The sequence below is a fragment of the Amycolatopsis sp. cg9 genome (assembly GCF_041346945.1).
Classification (GTDB): Bacteria; Actinomycetota; Actinomycetes; order Mycobacteriales; family Pseudonocardiaceae; genus Amycolatopsis.
The window spans coordinates 4733231-4751612 of record NZ_CP166850.1 but is presented as its reverse complement, the minus strand read 5'-3'; the positions used below and the strand labels follow the sequence as shown (position 1 = coordinate 4751612).

Below are 18382 nucleotides of genomic sequence, written 5' to 3'. Positions count from 1 at the left end.
GACCGTGACCGCGGCGTGACTCGGCAGTACAGGCGCTCGTCCACCACGAGTTCCTAGGCTTGCTCCCGTCCGGTGGTGACGAGGGGTTCGCGGAGCAGCCGTCGCGTGGGGTACGACGGCTGCACCCGGGCCTTCAGACGCCGAAGCGCTCCAGCAGGGCGCGCACGGCGGCTGGGTCCTCGACGTGGGCGTTGTGCCCGAGGCCGGCGAGGGTGACCGCGTCCGGGTCCAGCGCGCGCAGCTGCTCCGGGCGGCTCATGGGGTCGTGCTCGCCCGCCGCCAGCACGACCGGGCACCGCGCCGCGGCGAGCAGTGCCGGCATGTCCGGTGCGCCGACGCCGAACGCGGCCGGGTCCATCGCGAGGCGCCAACCTCCCTCGGTCTCGCGAAGCCCGGCCGGGTCCGCGGGCGCGATCCCGAGCAGCCCGGAAACCTTCAGGTACGCCTGTTCGGCGTCTTCCCGCAACTCGAACACCCGCGACGGCTTGGCGGCGAAGCTCGCCGCGCGCCCGAGGTCGTCCTGGCTCCACTCGACCTTCACCCCGAGCGCGAGCACGCCGGCGACCTCGACGTCGTACTTCCCGGACGCCAGTTCCAGCGCCAGCACCCCGCCGAGCGAATGACCGGCGACGACGTACGGGCCGTGCTCCGGCAGCGCGCGGGCGACGGCGGCGGTGAGCGTCCCGAAGCTGTAGTGCGGCAGCGGCGAGGACGGGCCGTGGCCGGGCAGGTCGGGCACCAGGACGCGGCGGGCGAGCGGCGGGGTGAAGTGGGCCCAGACCGCGCCGGTCGCGCCGAGGCCGTGCAGGAGGACGACGGCCGGTTCGCCCTCGCCGCCGGTGCGCATGTTCAGGGTGTCCATCCCGGCAGCCTGCCAAATTGTCGGTGGGCGCGGCTAGGGTCGGCGGCGTGGCGATCACCGATCCGGACACCTACGTGCGAGGGGTCCCGTACGAGGAGCTGGCGCGGCTGCGGCGCGCCGGCCCGGTGGTGCGCGTCGACGACTTCTGGGCCGTGCTCGGGCACGCCGAGGTGCGGCGGGTGCTGCGCGACCCCGGGGTGTTCTCGTCGCAGCTGGGCGGGACGCAGATCCGCGACGCGGCCGATCTCGCGTACGTGCGCCGGATGATGCTGAACATGGACCCGCCGGAGCACGGCCGGCTGCGCGGGTTGCTCACGAAGGCGTTCACCCCGCGGGCGGTCGCGAAGCTGACTTCGCAGATCGAGAGGTGGGCGCGGGACCTCGTCTCGGCGGTCGCGGGTGACGGCGAGTGCGACTTCGCCGCGGTGGCCGCCGACCTGCCGCTGATCACCCTGGCCGGGGTGTTCGGCGTGCCGGAGCGGGACCGGCGGCTGATGTACGACTGGAGCAACCGCGTGATCGGCTACCAGGACGCCGAATACGCGGTCAGCTCGACGGTTTCGGTCGCCGAGGTGAGCGACCTGGCGCGGGCCGCGCTGGCCGTCCGTCCGGCGCCGGGGCCGGACGGGGCGATGCCGGATCCGCGGACGCGCGCGGGCATGCCGGACCTCTACGCGTACGCGAACGCGCTCGGCGACCACAAGCGCTCGCACCCGGGCGACGACGTCATGAGCACCCTGATGCGGCACGTCGGCGACGACGGCGGGCGCGTCTCGCTCGCCGAGTTCGAGAACCTGTTCTGGCTGTTTTCCGTGGCGGGCAACGAAACCCTCCGCAACGGCCTGCCCGGCGGGATGCTCGCGCTGCTCTCGCACCCCGCGGAGTACCGGCGGCTGCTGGCCGACCGGTCGCTGCTGCCGTCCGCGGTCGAGGAGATGCTGCGGTGGTGGTCGCCGGTGATGCACTTCCGGCGCACGGCGGTCTCCGACGTCCGGCTGTCCGATGTGGACATCGCAGCCGGGGACAAGGTCGTGGTGTGGTTCTCTTCGGCCAACCGGGATCCGGCCGTGTTCGCCTCGCCGGACACCTTCGACGTCGGCCGGACACCGAACGACCACCTCACCTTCGGCCACGGGCCGCACTTCTGCCTGGGTGCGCACCTGGCGCGGGTGCAGCTGCGGGCGATGTTCGGCGCGGTCTTGGACCTCCTGGGCGAAGTGGAGCTCGCGGGTGAGCCGGTCCGGCTGCGGTCGAACTTCCAGAACGGGCTGAAGTCCCTGCCGATCCGGTGGGCCCGCTGATGGAGATCCGGGAGATGCGGGCGTTCGTCGCGGTGGTCGAAGCCGGGACGATGTCGAAGGCGGCGCGGCAGCTGCACCTCAGCCAGCCGGCGCTGTCCCAGACGATCACGGCGCTGGAACGGCGGCTCGGCCTCCAGCTCCTGGTCCGCACGAGCACCGGCGTGCAGACCACCGACGCGGGGACGACGCTGCTGGGCGAGGCCCGGGCGGTGCTGGCGCGGCACGACCAGGCCCTCGCCGCGCTGGCCCGGCACACCACGACCGGGGTGCTGCGCGTCGGCGTCCCCCTGGAGCTGCCGCCGGAACTGCTGCCGTCGGCGCTCGCGCGGCTGGCGGCGGCGTACCCGGACACGCGGGTGCAGGCCCGGCACCTGTCGTCGGTGGCGCAGGTGGCGGCGCTGCGGGCGGGCGAGCTGGACGTCGGGCTGGTGCGCGAACGCCCGCCGGGGCCCGACCTGGACGCGGTGCTCGTCGTGGCGGAAGACGTCGGCGTCCTGCTGGCCGCGGACCTGGCCGAGAAGCTGGGTTCGCCGGTCCGGCTGGAGGACCTGGCCGGGCTGGAGTGGTTCGCGTTCGCCCGCGCGGGCAGCCCGGCGTGGTACGACGAGCTGGCGGCGATCCTGCGCAGCCACGGCCTCGACGTCGGCCCGGAGGTCCCGGAAGAGCAGCGGCTGATCGTCGAGCTGAAGATCCCGGCGGTCAACGCGGGCGGGGCGTACGCGTTCGCACCGCCCGAGTGGCCGTACCCGTTGCCGGACACGGTCCGTTGGGTGCCGCTGGCGGGCACCCCGATCGTCCGGCGGACGTGGGCGGTCTGGCCCGCGGCGTCGCACCGGCGTGACCTCGCGGAGTTCGTCGCCGCACTGGAGGGCTATCGAGCGGACTGATCGCGGGCATAAGCAGCGCCGAACGCCGGGCCGGAAGTCCCGGTGCGGGTCTCGCGCTTGAACTCTGCGACCGGGGAGACACCCCGGTCCGGAGGAGTAGAGCGATGAGTGCAGATCTGTCCGGGTCGACGGCACTGGTGACCGGCGGGACGAGCGGCATCGGCCGCGCGACGGCGATCACGCTGGCCGGGCTCGGCGCCCACGTGGTCCTGTCGGGCCGGGACGCCGCGCGCGGCGCCGAGGTCGTCGCGGCCATCCGCGAGGCGGGCGGCAAGGCCGACTTCGTGGCGGCCGACCTGACCGGTGCGGCGTCGGCGCGCGCCCTCGCCGAGCGGGCGCGGGAGGTCGGCGGGCACGTCGACGTGCTGGTGAACAACGCCGGGATCTTCCCGACCGGTCCCACGGCGTCGCTCACCGAGGCCGATTTCGACCGCGTCTACACGACGAACGTGAAGGTGCCGTTCTTCCTCGTCGCCGAGCTGGCCCCGGAGATGGCCGCGCGCGGCCGCGGCGCGATCGTCAACGTGTCCACGATGGTCGCGGCGCGCGGCATGGCGGGCATGGCGCTGTACGGCTCGTCGAAGGCATCGGTGGAGCTGCTGACGAAGGCGTGGGCGGCGGAGTTCGGCCCGTCCGGCGTCCGCGTCAACGCGGTCAGCCCGGGCCCGACCCGCACCGAAGGCACGGCGGCGTTCGGCGACGGCCTGGACGAGCTGGCGGCGGCCGGCCCGGCGGGCCGGGTGGCGGCACCGGCTGAAATCGCGGCGGCGATCGCGTACCTGGTGACGGACGATTCGAGCTTCGTCCAGGGCGCGGTGCTGCCGGTGGACGGCGGCCGGCTGGCGGTGTGAGCCCGCCCGGGGACGGCGTCACCGCAGGCAGGTGACGCCGCTCCGGCGCTGTCGGGACGGCCGAGCCGTCGCCGCGGCCCCGTGCGCGCTCGCGAGCGTCAGCCGCGGGACGGCCACGGGACCACGGCGGAGGTGCGCCGCTGGTAGTCCGCGTACTCCGGGTAGCGCGACTTGCTGATGCTCTCGGTGAACCGCGTCGACCCGACGAACAGCAGGGTCAGCAGGACCGCGCCCAGCACCGTCCACTGCAGACCGCCGGCGACGATCCCGAACACCGCGACCACCCACCACTGCGCCTGCTCGAAGAAGAAGTTCGGGTGCCGTGAATACCGGAACAGCCCGCTCTGCAGGAACCGCGTCGGCGCGCGGCCCGCGTGCTTCTCGCGGTGGAACGCCCACTGCTGCTGGTCCGCGACCGTCTCACCGGCCAGGAACGCCAGGAAGACCACCGCGACGACGACGTCCGCCGCCCCGAACGAGCCCCGGTGCTCCAGCGCGGTGTACGCCGGCAGCGTGATCAGCAGCAGGATCGCGTTCTGGTACAGCGAGATGAAGAAGAAGTTGAACACCTGGAACTGCCACGGCGCCATCCGTTCGCGCAGCACCGCCCACCGGTAGTCCTCGCCGCCCGGCGCGTAACCACCCTTCCGGGCGAAGTTGAACGTCAGCCGGATCCCCCACAGGGTGACCAGCGCGAACATCACGTTCAGCCGGGCGTCGGCGAACCCGGCGGCGCCGGCGAAGATCGCCAGGTAGGCGACCGGGACGATCGACCAGATCCGGTCCACCCAGGAGTATTCCCTGGTCAGTACGGAAGCCAGCCAGGTGCCGAGCGTCACCCCGGCGAAGACGTACAGGCAGACCCGCAGCGCGTCCATCCCCTCACAATAGGACTTAAGATCGGCGGCATGAACCTGCCGCTGCGGGAACGGAAGATCGACGTCTTCTTCGCGGTGCTGTTCTCGGCCTTCACGGTGACGTCGCTGATCAGCGACCTGCTGCCGACCGTCGGGGTCGACTTCTCGAAGCCGTCGGACAACTTCTTCGTGAACTCCAACTACTGGTACGCCCACGACGCCGACCCGCTGTTCATGCACCCGCCGGACTGGATGCGGATCGTCACCGGGCTGTCGGCGTTCGTCTACATGCCGTTCTACGTCGTGCTCGTCTTCGCGCTGGTGACCGGGAAGAACTGGATCCAGCTGCCGTCGGTGGTCTACGCGACGATGATCGTCACGCTGACCGGGGTCGTCGTGTTCGGCGTCGAGTTCTTCGGCGACCCGGCCACCCGCACCGGCAACCCGGCGAAGTTCCTCGCCTTCAACCTGCCCTACGTCCTGGTGCCGCTCCTGCTGCTGGTCCGGATGCGCAAGCCACTCCCGTTCACCCGCCGTTTCTGACCGGAGGCGCCGTGCCGTACTCGTTCCTCAGCCACCTCGACTGCTCCCGGACCGGCGAGCGCTTCGACGCCGACGCCGTCCAGGGGCTTTCGCCGTCGGGTGCGCCGCTGCTCGCGCGCTACGACCTCGACGGCGTCCGCGAAGCCGTGACACCGAAGGAGATCGGCGGGCGGGAGCCGACGCTGTGGCGCTACCACGAGGTGCTGCCGGTGCGCTCGCCCGAGCACGTGGTGAGCCTCGGCGAAGGCATGACGCCGTTGCTGCGGCTGCCGCGCTACGGCCGTGAGCTGGGGCTGTCCCGGTTGTGGATGAAGGACGAGGGCCTGGTCCCGACCGGCACGTTCAAGGCGCGCGGCGCCGCGGTCGGCGTCTCGCGGGCGGCCGAGCTCGGCGTCCGCGGAATAGCGATGCCGACGAACGGCAACGCCGGGGCGGCGTGGGCGCTGTATGCGGCCCGCGCGGGCCTGACGAGCCTGATCGCCATGCCGGACGACGCGCCCCCGATCACGATGCGCGAGTGCGTCGCCGCCGGCGCGGAGCTGTACCGGGTGGACGGTCTGATCGGCGACGCGGGCAAGCTCGTCGCCGCGGCGGTTCCGCGGCGTCCCGGCGTGCAGGACGTCTCGACGTTGAAGGAGCCCTACCGCATCGAGGGCAAGAAGACGATGGGGTACGAGATCGCCGAGCAGTTCGGCTGGCGGCTGCCGGACGTCATCCTCTACCCCACCGGCGGCGGGGTCGGGATCATCGGGATCTACAAGGCTTTGCTGGAAATGCGCGAGCTGGGCTGGGTGACCGGCAAGCTGCCGAAGCTCGTCGCGGTGCAGGCGACCGGGTGCGCGCCGATCGTGTCCGCGTTCGAAGGCGGCCTGCGGGAAAGCGAGCCGTTCCCCGACGCGCGGACGGTCGCCTTCGGCATCACCGTGCCCAAGGCCATCGGCGACTTCCTGGTGCTCGACGCCGTGTACGCGACCGGCGGGACCGCGGTCGCCGTCACCGACGAGGAACTCCTTGCGGCGCAACGGGAACTCACCGAACGCGAAGGCACCTTCGTCTGTCCGGAAGGCGGAGCGTGCTTCGCCGCGCTGCGGCACCTTCGCGAGTCCGGGTGGCTCGAAGGCGGCGAAGACGTCGTCGTGCTCAACACCGGCGCCGGGATCAAGTACCCGGAGACGGTACCGCTCGACGTCCCGCTGCTGGCGAAGACGGACTCGATTCCTTAAAGGACCGAGCGGACCGTTTCGGGGTCGCGGGCGACGACGGTCGTGCCGTCGTCGGCCGTGATGATCGGCCGCTGGATCAGCTTGGGGTGCTCGGCGAGCGCGTCGATCCAGCGGGACCGGTCGCCGGGCGTGCGGCCCCACGTCTTCAAGCCGAGGTCCTTCGCGACCGGCTCGGCCGTGCGCGCGATGTCCCACGGTTCGAGGCCGAGGCGCTCGAGCACGTCGGTCAGTTCCGCCGCCGTCGGCGGGTCGTCGAGGTAGCGGCGCACGGTGTACTGCACGCCCGCTTCGTCCAGCATCGACACCGCGGACCGGCACTTCGAGCACGCCGGGTTGACCCAGATCTCCACGGGCGGGAGCTTACCGCGCTGGTTTTGGAGCAGACGTTCTGTTACGGTCGCGGCATGCCCCGCCCCCGTGTCCACGACCTCGACGCGCTGCTCGACGTCGCCGAGCGGCTGGTCGCGTCTTCGGGCTACGAGAACGTGACCGTGCGCGGCCTGGCGACGGCCGCGGGCGTGCCGAACGGCACGATCTACCACGCGTTCGGCTCGCTCAGCGAACTGCTCGCCCGGGTCTGGGTGCGCGCGGCGACGGCGTTCCTCGACCTGCAGACGTCCCTGGTGGACGCCGCGGAAACGCCGGTGGACGCCGTGGTCGCGGCGGCCGGCACCCCCGCGCTGTTCGCCGACCGGCGGCCCGACGCGGCCCGGATGCTGCTCAAGGTCCGGGGCGACCGGCTGTTCGGGCCCGACCTGCCCGACGAGCTCGCCGACACCCTGCACGCGCTGGACAAACGGCTGGTCGCGCTGCTGGTCCGGCTGGCGCGGCTGCTCTGGGACCGCGGCGACGGGCTGGCCGTCGAAGTCGTCACCACCTGCGTCGTCGACCTGCCGACCGCGTTCTTCCGCCGTGACCTGACCGATCCCCTGGTGCGGGAGCGGCTCGCCGCCGCCGTGCGGGCCGTGCTGACCGTGCCACCCCGAGAAAAGGACCGACCGTGACCGTTTCCGTGCTCGACCTCGGCGACGACGAGAACCGCTTCTCCCCCGAGTGGCTGCAGCGCGTGCATTCCTTTTTGGACGGTGTGGAAGGCGCGCTGGTGACCACCGGCGGCGGGAAGTTCTACTCCAACGGCCTCGACCTCGAATGGCTGACCGCGCACGGCGACCAGGCCCAGCAGTACGTGACCGATGTGCAGGAGCTGTTCGCGCGGGTGCTGACGCTGCCGGTGCCGACGGTGGCGGCGGTCAACGGCCACGCGTTCGGCGCGGGCGCGATGCTGGCCATGGCGCACGACTTCCGCGTGATGCGCGCCGACCGCGGCTACTTCTGCTTCCCGGAGGCGGACATCGACATCCCGTTCACGCCGGGGATGGCGGCCCTGATCCAGAGCAAGCTCACCCCGGCGGCGGCGATCGCTTCGATGACGACGGGACGCCGGTTCGGCGGCGCCGACGCGCTGGAAACCGGTCTGGTGGACGAGATCGCGGCCGATTCGGAGCTGGTCAAGGTGGCGTCGGAGCGGGTGCGGGTGCTGGCGGGCAAGGACCGCGGCACGCTGGGCGCGATCAAGGCGACGATGTTCGCCCCGGCCGTCACGGCGCTGCGCACGCCTGCGTAGGCCTCCGGCCCCCGGTGTCCATGCTACCGGGGGCCACCGACAGTTCCGGGTGATCGCGCGCCCGGACGGAAAAGCCTCAGCCGGCGAGGCGGCGGCGGAGGTGGGCGCGTTCCGGTTCGGTGCCCGCCAAAGCCAAGGCTTCGCGGTAGGCGGCGGCCGCCTCGGGGTGGCGGCCCAGGCGGGTCAGCAGGTCGCCGCGGGCCGCCGGGAACGGGCTGTACTCGCGCAGGCGCGGCTCGCCCGCGAGGGCATCGAGGAGGGACAGGCCTGCTGCCGGGCCGTCGCGCATCGCCACCGCGACCGCGCGGTTCAGGTCCACCACCGGGGACGGTGCCAGGCCGCGCAGGACGTCGTACAGCGCGACGATCTGCGGCCAGTCCGTGCTCGCCACGTCCGGGGCCTCGTCGTGCAGGGCCGCGATCGCCGCCTGCACGCCGTACAGGCCGGGTGGGCCGCCGGTCAACGCGGTCTCGACCAGCGGGGTTCCCTCGTCGATCAGCGCGCGGTCCCAGCGGCCGCGGTCCTGGTCGTCGAGCAGCACCAGGTCGCCGTCCGGGCCGGTGCGGGCGTCGCGGCGGGCGTGGATCAGCAGCATCAGCGCCAGCAGGCCCGCGACCTCGCGTTCGCCGGGCAGGAGGCGGCGCAGGATCCGGGCCAGCCGGATCGCCTCCTCCGCCAGGTCGAGGCGCTGCAGGTCCGGCCCCGAACTGGCCGCGTACCCCTCGGTGAAGATCGAGTAGACGACCTGGAGCACGCCCGGCAGCCTTCCGGGGAGCTCGTCGGGGTCCGGGACCCGGAACGGGATCCGCAGCGTGCGGATCCGGTTCTTCGCGCGGACGATCCGCTTCCCCATCGTCGCGCTCGGCACCAGGAACGCGCGCGCCACCTCGGGGGTGGTCAGCCCGGCGAGGCAGCGCAACGTCAGCGCCGCGCGGTCCTCCGCGGACAACGCCGGGTGGGCGCAGGTGAAGAACAACTGGAGCCGCTCGTCCGGCAACCCACCGTCCGGCGCCGGGGCCGGGGCCGCGCGGTCGGCCTCGACCTGCAGCACCGCGAGCCGGGCCGCGTAGGCCTGGTCGCGGCGCAGCCGGTCGACGGCCTTGCGCCGCGCCGTCGTCATCAGCCAGGCGCCCGGCTTCGGCGGCACGCCCTCGGCCGGCCAGTGCACCAGCGCCGCTTCGATCGCCTCCGACGTCACCTCTTCCGCCAGGTCGAGGTCGCCGAACCGGCGGGCGAGCGCGGCCAGCAGCAGCCCGCGCTCCTCCCGGAAGACCGCCTCGATCGACGCGGCGGCGGCCCGCTCCCCCACCGTCAGTCCTCGAACGTCGCGACCGGGCGCACCACCATCGACCCGCCGTCGCGGGCACCCGGGCAGCGCGCCGCCCAGTCGAGGGCGACGTCGAGGTCGGGGACGTCGATGATGTAGTACCCGCCGAGCACCTCCCGCGACTCGGCGAACGGCCCGTCGGTGACGACCCGCTCGCCGCGGTCGTCGACCCGGACCGTGGTCGCGGTGGTCAGGTCGGCGAGCGAGTGGCCGGTGACGAAGATGCCGGCGTCCTTGACCGACTTGTCGTAGACCTGCCAGTCCTCGAACGTGCATTGCGAGACGGCCTCGCCGTCGGCGTTCGTCGCGGCGTTGATCAGCAGCATGTACTTCACGGTGTCCTCCGGTGTCTCGGTTGCCGTACGTGAGCACTACGAACGGGCGGCGCCGCCTTGGACACCCTCGCCGAAGATTTTCTCATGTCAAGAAACTTTGACACGATGTCTGGTTTGTTTTACCTTGGCGAAGGTGACCCACGAAGAGAAGAACGCCTGGATCCAGGGGTTCGCCGCGGTGGCGAGCTACGCGGTCTACCTCGCACTGGTCCTCGGCCGGGCCGGCGGGCGGCCGCTGGCCGAAGTCCCCTACGTCGCGGCGCTGCTCTGGACGGTCGGCGCGTCCATCGTCGCGGCGATCGCGCTGAGCATCCTCACCGCGGTGGTCTCGAAGGACGGCGAGAAGGACCAGCGAGACCGCGAGATCGGCCGGTTCGGCGACCACGTCGGGCAGTCGTTCGTCATCGCCGGCGCGGTCGCCGCGCTGCTGCTGGCGATGACCGAGGCGCCGCACTTCTGGATCGCCAACGCCGTCTACCTGGCGTTCACGCTCTCGGCGATCCTCGGGTCGACCGCCCGGATCTTCGCCTACCGCCGGGGTTTCCAGCCGTGGTGAAACCGACCCGCGTCACGAACTCGCTGCGCGCCCTCCGGTTCGCCAACGGCCGGATGACCCAGGCCGAGCTCGCCACCCGGATCGGCGTCACCCGGCAGACCGTCATCGCGATCGAGCAGGGCCGCTATTCGCCGTCGCTCGAAGTGGCGTTCCAGCTCGCGCACGTGTTCGGCGTCCCGCTCGAAGAAGTGTTCCAGTACCCGGAGGAGTCCTCGTGAAAGCGATCGTCCAGTCCCGCTACGGCCGTCCGGACCTGCTCGAGTTCCGCGACGTCGGCAGACCGTCGCCCGGTGCCGGCGAGGTCCTCGTGCGGGTGCACGCGGCCGGCGTCGACCCGGGCGTGTGGCACCTGACCACCGGGCAGCCGTACCTGCTGCGGCTCCTGGGTTTCGGGTTCAGGCGGCCGAAGCAGCCGGTGCGGGGCCTCGACTTCGCCGGCACCGTCGAAGAGACCGGCGACGGCGTGACGCGGTTCCGGCCGGGCGACGAGGTGTTCGGCGTCGCCAAGGGTTCGTTCGCCGAACTCGCCGTCGCCGAACAGGACCTCGTCGCGGCGAAACCCGCGCGCTTGTCGTTCGAGCAGGCGGCGGCCGTCCTGGTCTCCGGCGGCACCGCCCTGCAGGCCCTGCGCGACGCGGGCGACGTCCGGCCGGGGCAGCGCGTCCTGGTCATCGGGGCGGCGGGCGGCGTGGGCTCCTTCGCCGTCCAGCTGGCCAAGGCCTTCGGCGCGCACGTCACGGGACTGTGCAGCACCGCCAAGACGGACCTGGTCCGCGCGCTCGGCGCCGACCACGTCATCGACTACACGCGCGAAGACTTCGCGGCCGAGCGGTACGACCTGATCGTGGACACCGCGGGCCTGCGTTCACTGACCCGCCTGCGCCGGGCGCTGACCCCGCGCGGGACGCTGGTGATCGTCGGCGGCGAAGGCGGCCGCTGGTTCGGCGGCATCCAGCGGGTGCTCGTGGCGGCACTGCTGAACCCGCTCGTGCGGCACCGGCTGCGGGGGCTCGTCGCCCGCGAACGCGGCGCCGACCTCGAGACCCTGCGGGAGCTGATCGAAGCCGGGAAGGTCACGCCGGTGCTCGACCGCACCTATCCCCTGGCCGACGCCGCCGCCGCGATCGGCCACCTCCACGCGGGGCGCGCGGCGGGCAAGGTCGTCCTGCTCCCCTGAACCCGCGGTCCGTCAGCGGAACGCGCCGGCGTGCGCCGCCGCCCAGTCGGCGAACGTGCGCGCCGGCCGGCCCGTGATCTCGGGGACGTCCGGGTGGACCGTCGCCTCGTCGAGCGTCCCGCCGACGTAGAAGTCCCAGAACGCCTCGACGTACGCGGCCGGCATGCTCGCCTCGAGTTCCGCGCGCGTCTCGTCGTCGGTGAGCCCCACGAAGCGAAGTTCCCGTCCGAGCACCCCGGCCAGCACGGCGACCTGCTCGGCGGGACGCATCGCGACCGGCCCGGTCAGTTCGTGGATCCGGCCTTCGTGGCCACCCTTGAGCGCTTTCACCGCCACCGCGGCGATGTCGGCCGGGTCGACGCACGCGGCGGCGACGTCCGGGAACTGCGCGCGCACGGTGTCCCCCGCGCGCAGCTGCGGCAGCCAGCGCAGCGCGTTCGCCATGAACGCGCGCGGCCGCAGGAACGTCCAGTCCGGACCGGACGCGCGCACCGCGCGCTCGGCCAGCGTCAGGTACCGCGAAACCGCGTTGTCCAGGTTCTCGAGCGCGGCCGAACCCCCGGACAGCAGGACGATCCGCCGCACGCCCGCCTCGCGCGCCCGCGCCAGCATGCCGGGCATGTCCTGGTAGCCGGGCAGGAGGAAGATCCCTTCGACGCCCTTGAGCGCGTCGCCGAGACCGGCCGGTTCGTCGAGGTTCCCCACGGTGGCCTCGACGCCGTCCGGGAGCACCGCGTCCGGCCGGCGCACCAGCGCCCGGACCGGTTCGCCCGCCTCCGCCAGTGCCGCGACCACTTCCGAGCCGACGTTGCCGGTGGCGCCGGTGACCAGGAACATGAGCGAACCCCCCAGGATCGTCCTGGCCCCACCGTAGCGCCACCGGCCCGCGCGTCAGCCCTGCTGCAGGTCCTCGAACTCGACGACCTGCCGGACCTCCACCTCGATCTCCAGGTCGAACAGCTCGACGTAGCGCCGGGCGAACTCGACGGCTTCCGCGCGGTCCGCGGCGTTGATCAGCGCGAACCCGCCGATGACCTCCTTCGCCTCGGCGAACGGGCCGTCGGTCACCCGGATCGCGGCGCCGCGCGGCTTGCGGACCAGCGCGCCCTTGTCCGTCTTGTGCACGCCCTCCGCCGTGATCAGGATGCCTTTTTCGGCCGACTCCTGGATGAACCCGCCCATCTTCTCGATGAACTCCGGGCTGGGGTTCCACGCCTGCGGGTCGCTCTCGTCGATCCGGTGCATCATGAGGAAACGCATGGTCCTGCTCCCTGGTCGTACGGGCCGGGGTCCGGTGCCTTCCGGACGCGATGACCGGCCTTCACCCCCGCGTCGATCGGCCGCGCACGGCGTTCGACATTTTTCCCGGACATTTTCCCGGGCAGAGTACTGTGACGCGCGTCACCATCGACCGGAGGTGCCGGATGCCCGTCGTACTCGCGATCGGAACGCGCAAAGGCCTGTGGCTGGCGACCAGCCAGGACGACCGGAAGACCTGGGAACTCACCGGCCCGCACCACCCGATGACCGAGGTCTACGCCGTCGGCATCGACACCCGCCGCGCCACACCGCGCCTGCTCGCCGGGGTGACCAGCGAGCACTTCGGACCGAGCGTGGCCACCAGCGACGACCTCGGCGCGACCTGGGACGAGCCGGACCACGCGCCGATCGCGTTCCCGCCGGACACCGGCGAATCCCTGGCCAGGGCGTGGCAGCTGGTGCCCGGTCCGGCGAGCGAGCCGGACGTCGTCTACGCCGGCACCGAGCCGTCCGCGCTGTTCCGCTCCACCGACGGTGGCCGCACGTACGAGCTGGTCCGCGGCCTGTGGGAGCACCCGCACCGCGAGCACTGGACGCCCGGGGGTGGCGGGAAGGCCATCCACACCGTGCTCCCGCACCCGGCCGAGCCCGGCCGCGTCACCGTCGCGATGTCCACCGGCGGCGTCTACCGCACCGAGGACGGCGGCGGGTCGTGGCGGGCGAGCAACACCGGCATCAAGGCCGTCCACGTGCCCGACCCGTACCCCGAATACGGCCAGTGCGTGCACAAGGTCGCGTCGCACCCGGCCGAGCCGGACCGCTTCTACGCCCAGGTGCACCACGGCGTCTACCGCAGCGACGACGGCGGCGGGAGCTGGCAGTCCATCGCCGACGGGCTGCCCAGCGACTTCGGCTTCCCCGTCGTGGTCCACCCGCACCGGCCCGAAGTGGTCTACACGTTCCCGCTGGTCGCCGACGCCCTGCGGTTCCCGCCGGACGGCCACTGCCGCGTGTACCGCAGCGAGGACGCCGGGAAGTCGTGGGCAGCGGTGGGCGCCGGCCTGCCGGACGGCTACTGGGCGGGCGTGCTGCGGGACGCGATGTGCACCGACGACGCCGAGCCGGCCGGGGTGTACTTCGGCACGCGCTGCGGCGACGTCTACGCCAGCCGGGACGAGGGCGACAGCTGGGAGCTCGTCACGGCGCACCTGCCCGACGTGCTGAGCGTCCGCGCGGCGACGGTGTGACCGTGCGGATCACCGTGCTGCTGCCCGGGACCCTGCGGGAGAAGGCCGGCGGCGAGGCGAAGCTCGACGTCGAAGTGGGCGAGCCGGCGACGCTGGGCGCTCTGCTCGACGCGCTCGCCGAGCGGTACCCGGCGCTCGAACGGCGGCTGCGCGACGAGCAGGCGGGACTGCGCCGATACGTGAACTTCTACGTCGACGGCGAGGAGTGCCGTCCCCTCGGCGGCACCGGCGCCGCGCTCCGCGACGCCGCCGAGGTGCAGATCATCCCGTCGGTCGCGGGAGGCTGAGCGCCTCGACCCGGCGGGCGGTGCCCACCAGCGCCAGTGCGAGCAGCCCGGCACCGAGCGCCGCCACCAGCCACCACACGCCGTGGGTGGTACCGGCGAGCGCGACGCCCAGGGTGGTGCCGGTCTGCCGGCCGGTGGACGCCAGCGAGGCGGCCACCCCCGCCATCGAACCGGGCATCCCGGAGACGGCGGTGTTGGTGATCGGCGGGTTCACCGTGCCGAGGAAGACGCCGAACAGCAGGAAGACCGCGAGCACCAGGGGCAGCGGCGTCGCCGGGCCGAGCCACGCCGCCGCGGCGCCGCCCAGGGCGAGCGCGCTCCCGGCGACGACCAGCGGCCCCCGCGGGCCGTGCGTGCCGACCCGCCGTCCGGTGCGCGGCGACAGCACGAGCACCAGCACCCCGACGGGGAGCAGGCACAGGCCGGCCGCCAACGGCGTCAGGCCGCGGACGTCCTGGAGGTACTGGGTGGCGGTGAACAGGAAGATCCCGAACCCGCACAGGGCCAGCACCGCCATGAGGATCGCCGAGCTGAAGGCGACGCTGCGGAACAGGTGCAGCTCCAGCAGCGGATCCGCGCGGCGCGGTTCGTGGACGAGCAGGCCGGCGACCCCGAGCGCGGCGAGGGCGAACAGGCCGAGGACGACCGGCGACGTCCAGCCCAGCGGCCGCGACTCGATCAGCGCGTAGACGACGCTGCCGAGCACCACCAGCACCAGGAGCTGCCCCACCGGGTCGAACCGGCGGGCGCGCGGCGCACGGGACTCGGGCACGAAGAGCGCGGTGGCCACGAGCGCGGCCGCGACGATCGGGACGTTGACCCAGAACACGGCGCGCCAGCCGAAGCCGTCGACGAGCGCGCCGCCGAGGATCGGCCCGAGCGCCAGCGCCAGCCCGGACATCGAGCCGAACACGCCGATCGCGCGGGCGCGTTCGGCCGGGACGGGGAAGGTGGTGGCGACGATGGCCATCGCGACCGGGTTGAGCATGGTGCCGCCGACCGCCTGCAGCGCGCGGGCCGCGATCAGCCAGCCGATGCCCGGCGCGAGGCTGCACAGCAGCGAGCCGAGCCCGAACGTGGCGAGGCCGCACTGGAAGACCCGCTTGCGCCCGAACCGGTCGGCGGTCGAGCCGGCGAGCACGAGGAACCCGGCCAGCACGAGCGTGTAGGCGTCGACTGTCCACTGCAGACCGGAAACGGACGCGCCGAGGTCGCGGCGGATCGCGGGCAGGGCGACGGTGACGATGGAGATGTCCATCACCACCACGACGATGCTGGCGCAGCAGACGGCCAGCACGAGCGCGGGGCGATGAGCGGTCGGAACGTTCATGCGATCGACGCTAGGATTTAGAGCGTGCTCGAAGTCAAACCGCCGATCCCCGCCGAGGGGCTGACCATCGCGGACGCGGCCCGCCGCACCGGGGTCAGCGCGCACACGCTGCGCTACTACGAACGAGCGGGCCTGGTGGTCTCGAAGGTCGACCGCACGAGCGGCGGGCGCCGCCGCTACCGCAAGCCGGACCTGGACTGGATCAAGATCTGCACCAAGCTCCGCGCCACGGGCATGCCGATCAAGACGATCCGCCGCTACGCCGACCTGGTCGCCGCCGGCCGCGGCAACGAGCCGGAACGCCTGGCACTGCTGGAGGAGCACCGCACGGAGGTGCTGGCGAAGCTGGCCGAGCTGCAGGAGAACCTGCAGCTGATCGACCGCAAGATCGGCGTGTACCGGGGCCGTTTGGAAGCGGGCGACGCGGACGGCCTCTGGGCACCCGGGCAGGCGTAGATCCGCCCATCGGGGACGATTCATGGCAACCGCACAGCTTCCGCACATGGCGGGGCAACCTTCCGGCGGCACCGTGAAACCCATGAACCCCACCTACGAAGGCCGCCCACTGCCCCGGCCGCGTGACGAGGTCGTCGACCAGGGCCTCGGCTTCGACATCGGTACCCTGCTCAGCCGGCGGCGGGCGCTGCGGTTCCTCGGGATCGGTGCCGCCGGTGCCGTCCTGACCGCCTGCGGGACTCCCGCCACCTCCACCTCCTCGGCGGCGTCCTCGACGGCCGCGGCGACGACGTCGGGCGAGATCCCGGACGAAACCGCGGGTCCCTACCCCGGCGACGGCTCCAACGGGCCCGACGTGCTGGCGCAGAGCGGTGTCGTCCGCGCCGACATCCGGTCCAGTTTCGGCACCGGCAGCGGGACCGCCGAGGGGGTCCCGATGACGCTGGAGCTGGTGGTCGCCGACCTGGCCAAGGGTGGTTCGCCGTTCGCCGGGGTCGCGGTCTACGTCTGGCACTGCGACCGCGAAGGCCGGTATTCGCTTTACTCGCAAGGGATCCAGAACGAGAACTACCTGCGCGGCGTCCAGCTCGCCGGCGCCGACGGCCGCGTGCGCTACACCAGTGTCTTCCCCGCCTGCTACGACGGCCGCTGGCCGCACATCCACTTCGAGGTCTACCCGGACCAGGCCTCGATCACCGACAGCACCAAGGCGATCGCCACGTCGCAGGTCGCGCTGCCGCAGAACGTCTGCGAAGCGGTCTACGCGCAGGCGGGGTACGAGCAGTCCGTCTCGAACCTCCAGAAGGTGAGCTTGAGCAGCGACAACGTCTTCGGTGACGACAGCGGCGCCTTGCAGCTGGCGACCGTGACCGGGGACGTGACCAGCGGTTACGCGGTGACGCTCAAGGTCGGCGTCGACACCACGACGACCCCGGCGGCCGGCGGCGGCCCGGGTGGGCCGCCGCCGTCCCGCTAGTTCCCGGGCTTGAGCTCGTCGAACAGGTGGGCCAGCTGCTCGGGGAGCTCGCCGCCGAACACGCTCTCGATGAGGACAGCCTCGTCGACGGGGGTCGCGCTGCGGGTGAACATGGCCTCCTCGTACTGGGCGAGGGCGGCCTCGACGTCGCCGGGATGCGCGGCGAGCGCTTGGCCGAGCTCGGCGCCGTCGAGCATGGCCAGGTTGGCGCCTTCGCCGTTCGGCGCGGTGAGGTGGGCGGCGTCGCCGACGAGGGTGACCCCCGGCACGCGCTCCCACCGCAGTCCGATCGGCAGGGTGTGGTGCGGGCGCAGGACCGGCCCGGAATCGGCGTCGGTGAGCAGCGCGGTGAGCTCCGGCGCCCAGCCGTCGAACTCCGCCGCGATCCGGGCGGCGGCCGCGGCGGGATCGCCGAAGTCGATGGCGTCGAACCATTCGAGCGGCCGCTCGAGTTCGACGTAGGCGTGCAGGGTGTCCCCGCTCTCCCGGTGTGCGTTGATCCCTTGCCCCGGGGTGGGGCCGTTGACGAACATCGAGCCGCCCCCGACCGCCTTCGCCACGGCGGCGTGCCGGGTGTCGGCGTCGAAGAGGTAGGTCTCGGCGAAGGCGGTTCCGGCGTACCCGGGGGTCGCCGCCGTCAGCAGCGGCCGCACCCGCGACCAGGCACCGTCCGCCCCGACGAGCACCGCGGCTTCGACGGTGGTCCCGTCGGCGAAGACCACCTCGTTCCCGGCCCGGACGCCGGTGACCTTGTGTCCCCAGTGGACGGTGCCGGCGGGCAGCGAGTCGAGCAGCAGCTGCCGCAGTTCGCCCCGCTGGACCTCGGGACGGCCGCCGGTGCCGTCGTCGGCCTTCTCGAACAGGAGCTTCCCGGTCGAGTCGAGGACCCGCATCGCCTGGCGGCCCTCCAGGACCAAGCCCTGGAACTCGGGCATCAGCCCGGCGGCCTCGACGGCGAGCTGGCCGTTGTAGTCGTGGATGTCGAGCATGCCGCCCTGCAGCCGCGCCATCGGCGACGCCTCGGCTTCGTAGACGGCGGCTTCGATCCCGTGGACGTGCAGCACGCGGGCGAGGGTGAGTCCCCCGAGCCCGGCGCCGATGATCGTGACTGGGGTGCGCATGGTGGCTCCTTCGGTCTCTGGAATTACGTTCCAGAGACTGCCGGGACCCGCTGGCAGGCGACGCACACGGCCCTGGCAGGCGCCTGGCAAGTCAGTGGGCGTGCCTCGACGCCGGTGATCACTGCCCGGAAGGGCGCCCCGGAGCACGTCCGGTTGCTCCCT

Annotated in this window: 23 protein-coding genes; 14 read left to right on the top strand and 9 right to left on the bottom strand. The window is 72.7% G+C overall.

All coding sequences use genetic code 11. The features are described from left to right. Positions 1-133: 133 nt before the first annotated feature. Entirely contained in the window at positions 134-862 is a 729-nt protein-coding gene (locus AB5J73_RS22800) for an alpha/beta fold hydrolase (protein ID WP_370972038.1), read from the bottom strand. Between the two features lie 47 nt (positions 863-909). Between AB5J73_RS22800 and AB5J73_RS22795 the strand changes: the two genes are divergently transcribed. The 3 genes from AB5J73_RS22795 to AB5J73_RS22785 all read left to right on the top strand — a co-directional run bounded on the left by AB5J73_RS22795 (position 910) and on the right by AB5J73_RS22785 (position 3901). Then, positions 910-2163 (top strand): cytochrome P450, encoded by a 1254-nt coding sequence (locus AB5J73_RS22795; RefSeq protein ID WP_370972036.1) that lies wholly within the window; start codon positions 910-912, stop codon positions 2161-2163. Beyond that, entirely contained in the window at positions 2163-3050 is an 888-nt protein-coding gene (locus AB5J73_RS22790) for a LysR family transcriptional regulator (RefSeq protein WP_370972034.1), read from the top strand. The genes AB5J73_RS22795 and AB5J73_RS22790 overlap by 1 nt, the downstream gene beginning before the upstream one ends. A 104-nt stretch (positions 3051-3154) precedes the next feature. Next, complete coding sequence (locus AB5J73_RS22785) at positions 3155-3901, top strand: SDR family NAD(P)-dependent oxidoreductase (RefSeq protein ID WP_370972031.1); 747 nt, start codon at positions 3155-3157, stop codon at positions 3899-3901. Between the two features lie 98 nt (positions 3902-3999). Here the strand turns inward: AB5J73_RS22785 and AB5J73_RS22780 are convergent, their stop codons facing one another. Continuing rightward, a complete protein-coding gene (locus tag AB5J73_RS22780; protein WP_370972029.1) occupies positions 4000-4779 on the bottom strand; it encodes a DUF1295 domain-containing protein in 780 nt (259 codons plus the stop codon). A gap of 30 nt (positions 4780-4809) precedes the next feature. On the opposite strand from AB5J73_RS22780, the gene AB5J73_RS22775 reads away from it, so the two are divergent. Further along, on the top strand, positions 4810-5301 hold the full coding sequence (locus AB5J73_RS22775; protein WP_370972027.1) for an emopamil-binding family protein: 492 nt from the start codon (positions 4810-4812) through the stop codon (positions 5299-5301). Between the two features lie 11 nt (positions 5302-5312). Then, a complete protein-coding gene (locus tag AB5J73_RS22770) occupies positions 5313-6524 on the top strand; it encodes a threonine synthase (RefSeq protein ID WP_370972025.1) in 1212 nt (403 codons plus the stop codon). On the opposite strand, the gene AB5J73_RS22765 is transcribed toward AB5J73_RS22770, so the two are convergent. Beyond that, positions 6521-6874: an arsenate reductase family protein gene (locus tag AB5J73_RS22765; RefSeq protein WP_370972023.1), complete on the bottom strand. Its 354-nt coding sequence runs from the start codon at positions 6872-6874 to the stop codon at positions 6521-6523. The two genes, AB5J73_RS22770 and AB5J73_RS22765, sit on opposite strands and share 4 nt — an antisense overlap. Positions 6875-6928: 54 nt before the next feature. Here AB5J73_RS22765 and AB5J73_RS22760 point away from each other — a divergent pair, with 54 nt between their 5' ends. Together AB5J73_RS22760 and AB5J73_RS22755 are read left to right on the top strand one after the other, a co-directional pair. Further along, positions 6929-7528, top strand: a complete 600-nt coding sequence (locus AB5J73_RS22760; protein ID WP_370972021.1) for a TetR/AcrR family transcriptional regulator — start codon at positions 6929-6931, stop codon at positions 7526-7528. After that, positions 7525-8148, top strand: coding sequence for an enoyl-CoA hydratase/isomerase family protein (locus AB5J73_RS22755; protein WP_370972019.1), 624 nt, complete (start codon positions 7525-7527; stop codon positions 8146-8148). Before AB5J73_RS22760 ends, AB5J73_RS22755 begins: the two co-directional genes overlap by 4 nt. 76 nt (positions 8149-8224) lie before the next feature. On the opposite strand, the gene AB5J73_RS22750 is transcribed toward AB5J73_RS22755, so the two are convergent. Together AB5J73_RS22750 and AB5J73_RS22745 are read right to left on the bottom strand one after the other, a co-directional pair. Next, positions 8225-9457 carry an RNA polymerase sigma factor gene (locus AB5J73_RS22750; RefSeq protein ID WP_370972017.1) on the bottom strand — a complete coding sequence of 411 codons (1233 nt, stop codon included), beginning with the start codon at positions 9455-9457 and terminating at the stop codon, positions 8225-8227. A gap of 2 nt (positions 9458-9459) precedes the next feature. Continuing rightward, complete coding sequence (locus tag AB5J73_RS22745; RefSeq protein WP_370972015.1) at positions 9460-9810, bottom strand: YciI family protein; 351 nt, start codon at positions 9808-9810, stop codon at positions 9460-9462. 133 nt (positions 9811-9943) lie between these two features. On the opposite strand from AB5J73_RS22745, the gene AB5J73_RS22740 reads away from it, so the two are divergent. The 3 genes from AB5J73_RS22740 to AB5J73_RS22730 are packed head-to-tail and all read left to right on the top strand — an operon-like array spanning position 9944 to position 11543. Then, a complete protein-coding gene (locus tag AB5J73_RS22740) occupies positions 9944-10366 on the top strand; it encodes a hypothetical protein (protein WP_370972013.1) in 423 nt (140 codons plus the stop codon). Further along, positions 10360-10584, top strand: coding sequence for a helix-turn-helix transcriptional regulator (locus AB5J73_RS22735; protein WP_370972011.1), 225 nt, complete (start codon positions 10360-10362; stop codon positions 10582-10584). The genes AB5J73_RS22740 and AB5J73_RS22735 overlap by 7 nt, the downstream gene beginning before the upstream one ends. Next, positions 10581-11543: an NAD(P)-dependent alcohol dehydrogenase gene (locus AB5J73_RS22730; protein WP_370972009.1), complete on the top strand. Its 963-nt coding sequence runs from the start codon at positions 10581-10583 to the stop codon at positions 11541-11543. Before AB5J73_RS22735 ends, AB5J73_RS22730 begins: the two co-directional genes overlap by 4 nt. Positions 11544-11555: 12 nt before the next feature. Here AB5J73_RS22730 and AB5J73_RS22725 read toward each other — a convergent pair whose 3' ends face one another. Together AB5J73_RS22725 and AB5J73_RS22720 are read right to left on the bottom strand one after the other, a co-directional pair. Next, positions 11556-12380 carry an NAD(P)H-binding protein gene (locus AB5J73_RS22725; protein ID WP_370972007.1) on the bottom strand — a complete coding sequence of 275 codons (825 nt, stop codon included), beginning with the start codon at positions 12378-12380 and terminating at the stop codon, positions 11556-11558. A gap of 54 nt (positions 12381-12434) precedes the next feature. Continuing rightward, the gene (locus tag AB5J73_RS22720) at positions 12435-12803 is read right to left on the bottom strand and encodes a YciI family protein (RefSeq protein ID WP_370972005.1); all 369 of its coding nucleotides are present in this window, start codon (positions 12801-12803) and stop codon (positions 12435-12437) included. A gap of 164 nt (positions 12804-12967) precedes the next feature. Here AB5J73_RS22720 and AB5J73_RS22715 point away from each other — a divergent pair, with 164 nt between their 5' ends. Further along, entirely contained in the window at positions 12968-14050 is a 1083-nt protein-coding gene (locus tag AB5J73_RS22715) for a WD40/YVTN/BNR-like repeat-containing protein (protein WP_370972003.1), read from the top strand. A 2-nt stretch (positions 14051-14052) separates the two neighbouring features. Beyond that, positions 14053-14337 (top strand): MoaD/ThiS family protein, encoded by a 285-nt coding sequence (locus AB5J73_RS22710; protein ID WP_370972001.1) that lies wholly within the window; start codon positions 14053-14055, stop codon positions 14335-14337. Here AB5J73_RS22710 and AB5J73_RS22705 read toward each other — a convergent pair. Then, positions 14312-15667, bottom strand: a complete 1356-nt coding sequence (locus AB5J73_RS22705) for an MFS transporter (protein WP_370971999.1) — start codon at positions 15665-15667, stop codon at positions 14312-14314. The two genes, AB5J73_RS22710 and AB5J73_RS22705, sit on opposite strands and share 26 nt — an antisense overlap. A gap of 24 nt (positions 15668-15691) precedes the next feature. Between AB5J73_RS22705 and AB5J73_RS22700 the strand changes: the two genes are divergently transcribed. Together AB5J73_RS22700 and AB5J73_RS22695 are read left to right on the top strand one after the other, a co-directional pair. Then, positions 15692-16123, top strand: coding sequence for a MerR family transcriptional regulator (locus AB5J73_RS22700; protein ID WP_370971997.1), 432 nt, complete (start codon positions 15692-15694; stop codon positions 16121-16123). An 82-nt stretch (positions 16124-16205) separates the two neighbouring features. After that, a complete protein-coding gene (locus AB5J73_RS22695) occupies positions 16206-17099 on the top strand; it encodes an intradiol ring-cleavage dioxygenase (RefSeq protein WP_370971995.1) in 894 nt (297 codons plus the stop codon). On the opposite strand, the gene AB5J73_RS22690 is transcribed toward AB5J73_RS22695, so the two are convergent. Then, complete coding sequence (locus AB5J73_RS22690; protein ID WP_370971993.1) at positions 17096-18220, bottom strand: FAD-dependent oxidoreductase; 1125 nt, start codon at positions 18218-18220, stop codon at positions 17096-17098. The genes AB5J73_RS22695 and AB5J73_RS22690 overlap by 4 nt on opposite strands. Between the last annotated feature and the right edge of the window lie 162 nt (positions 18221-18382).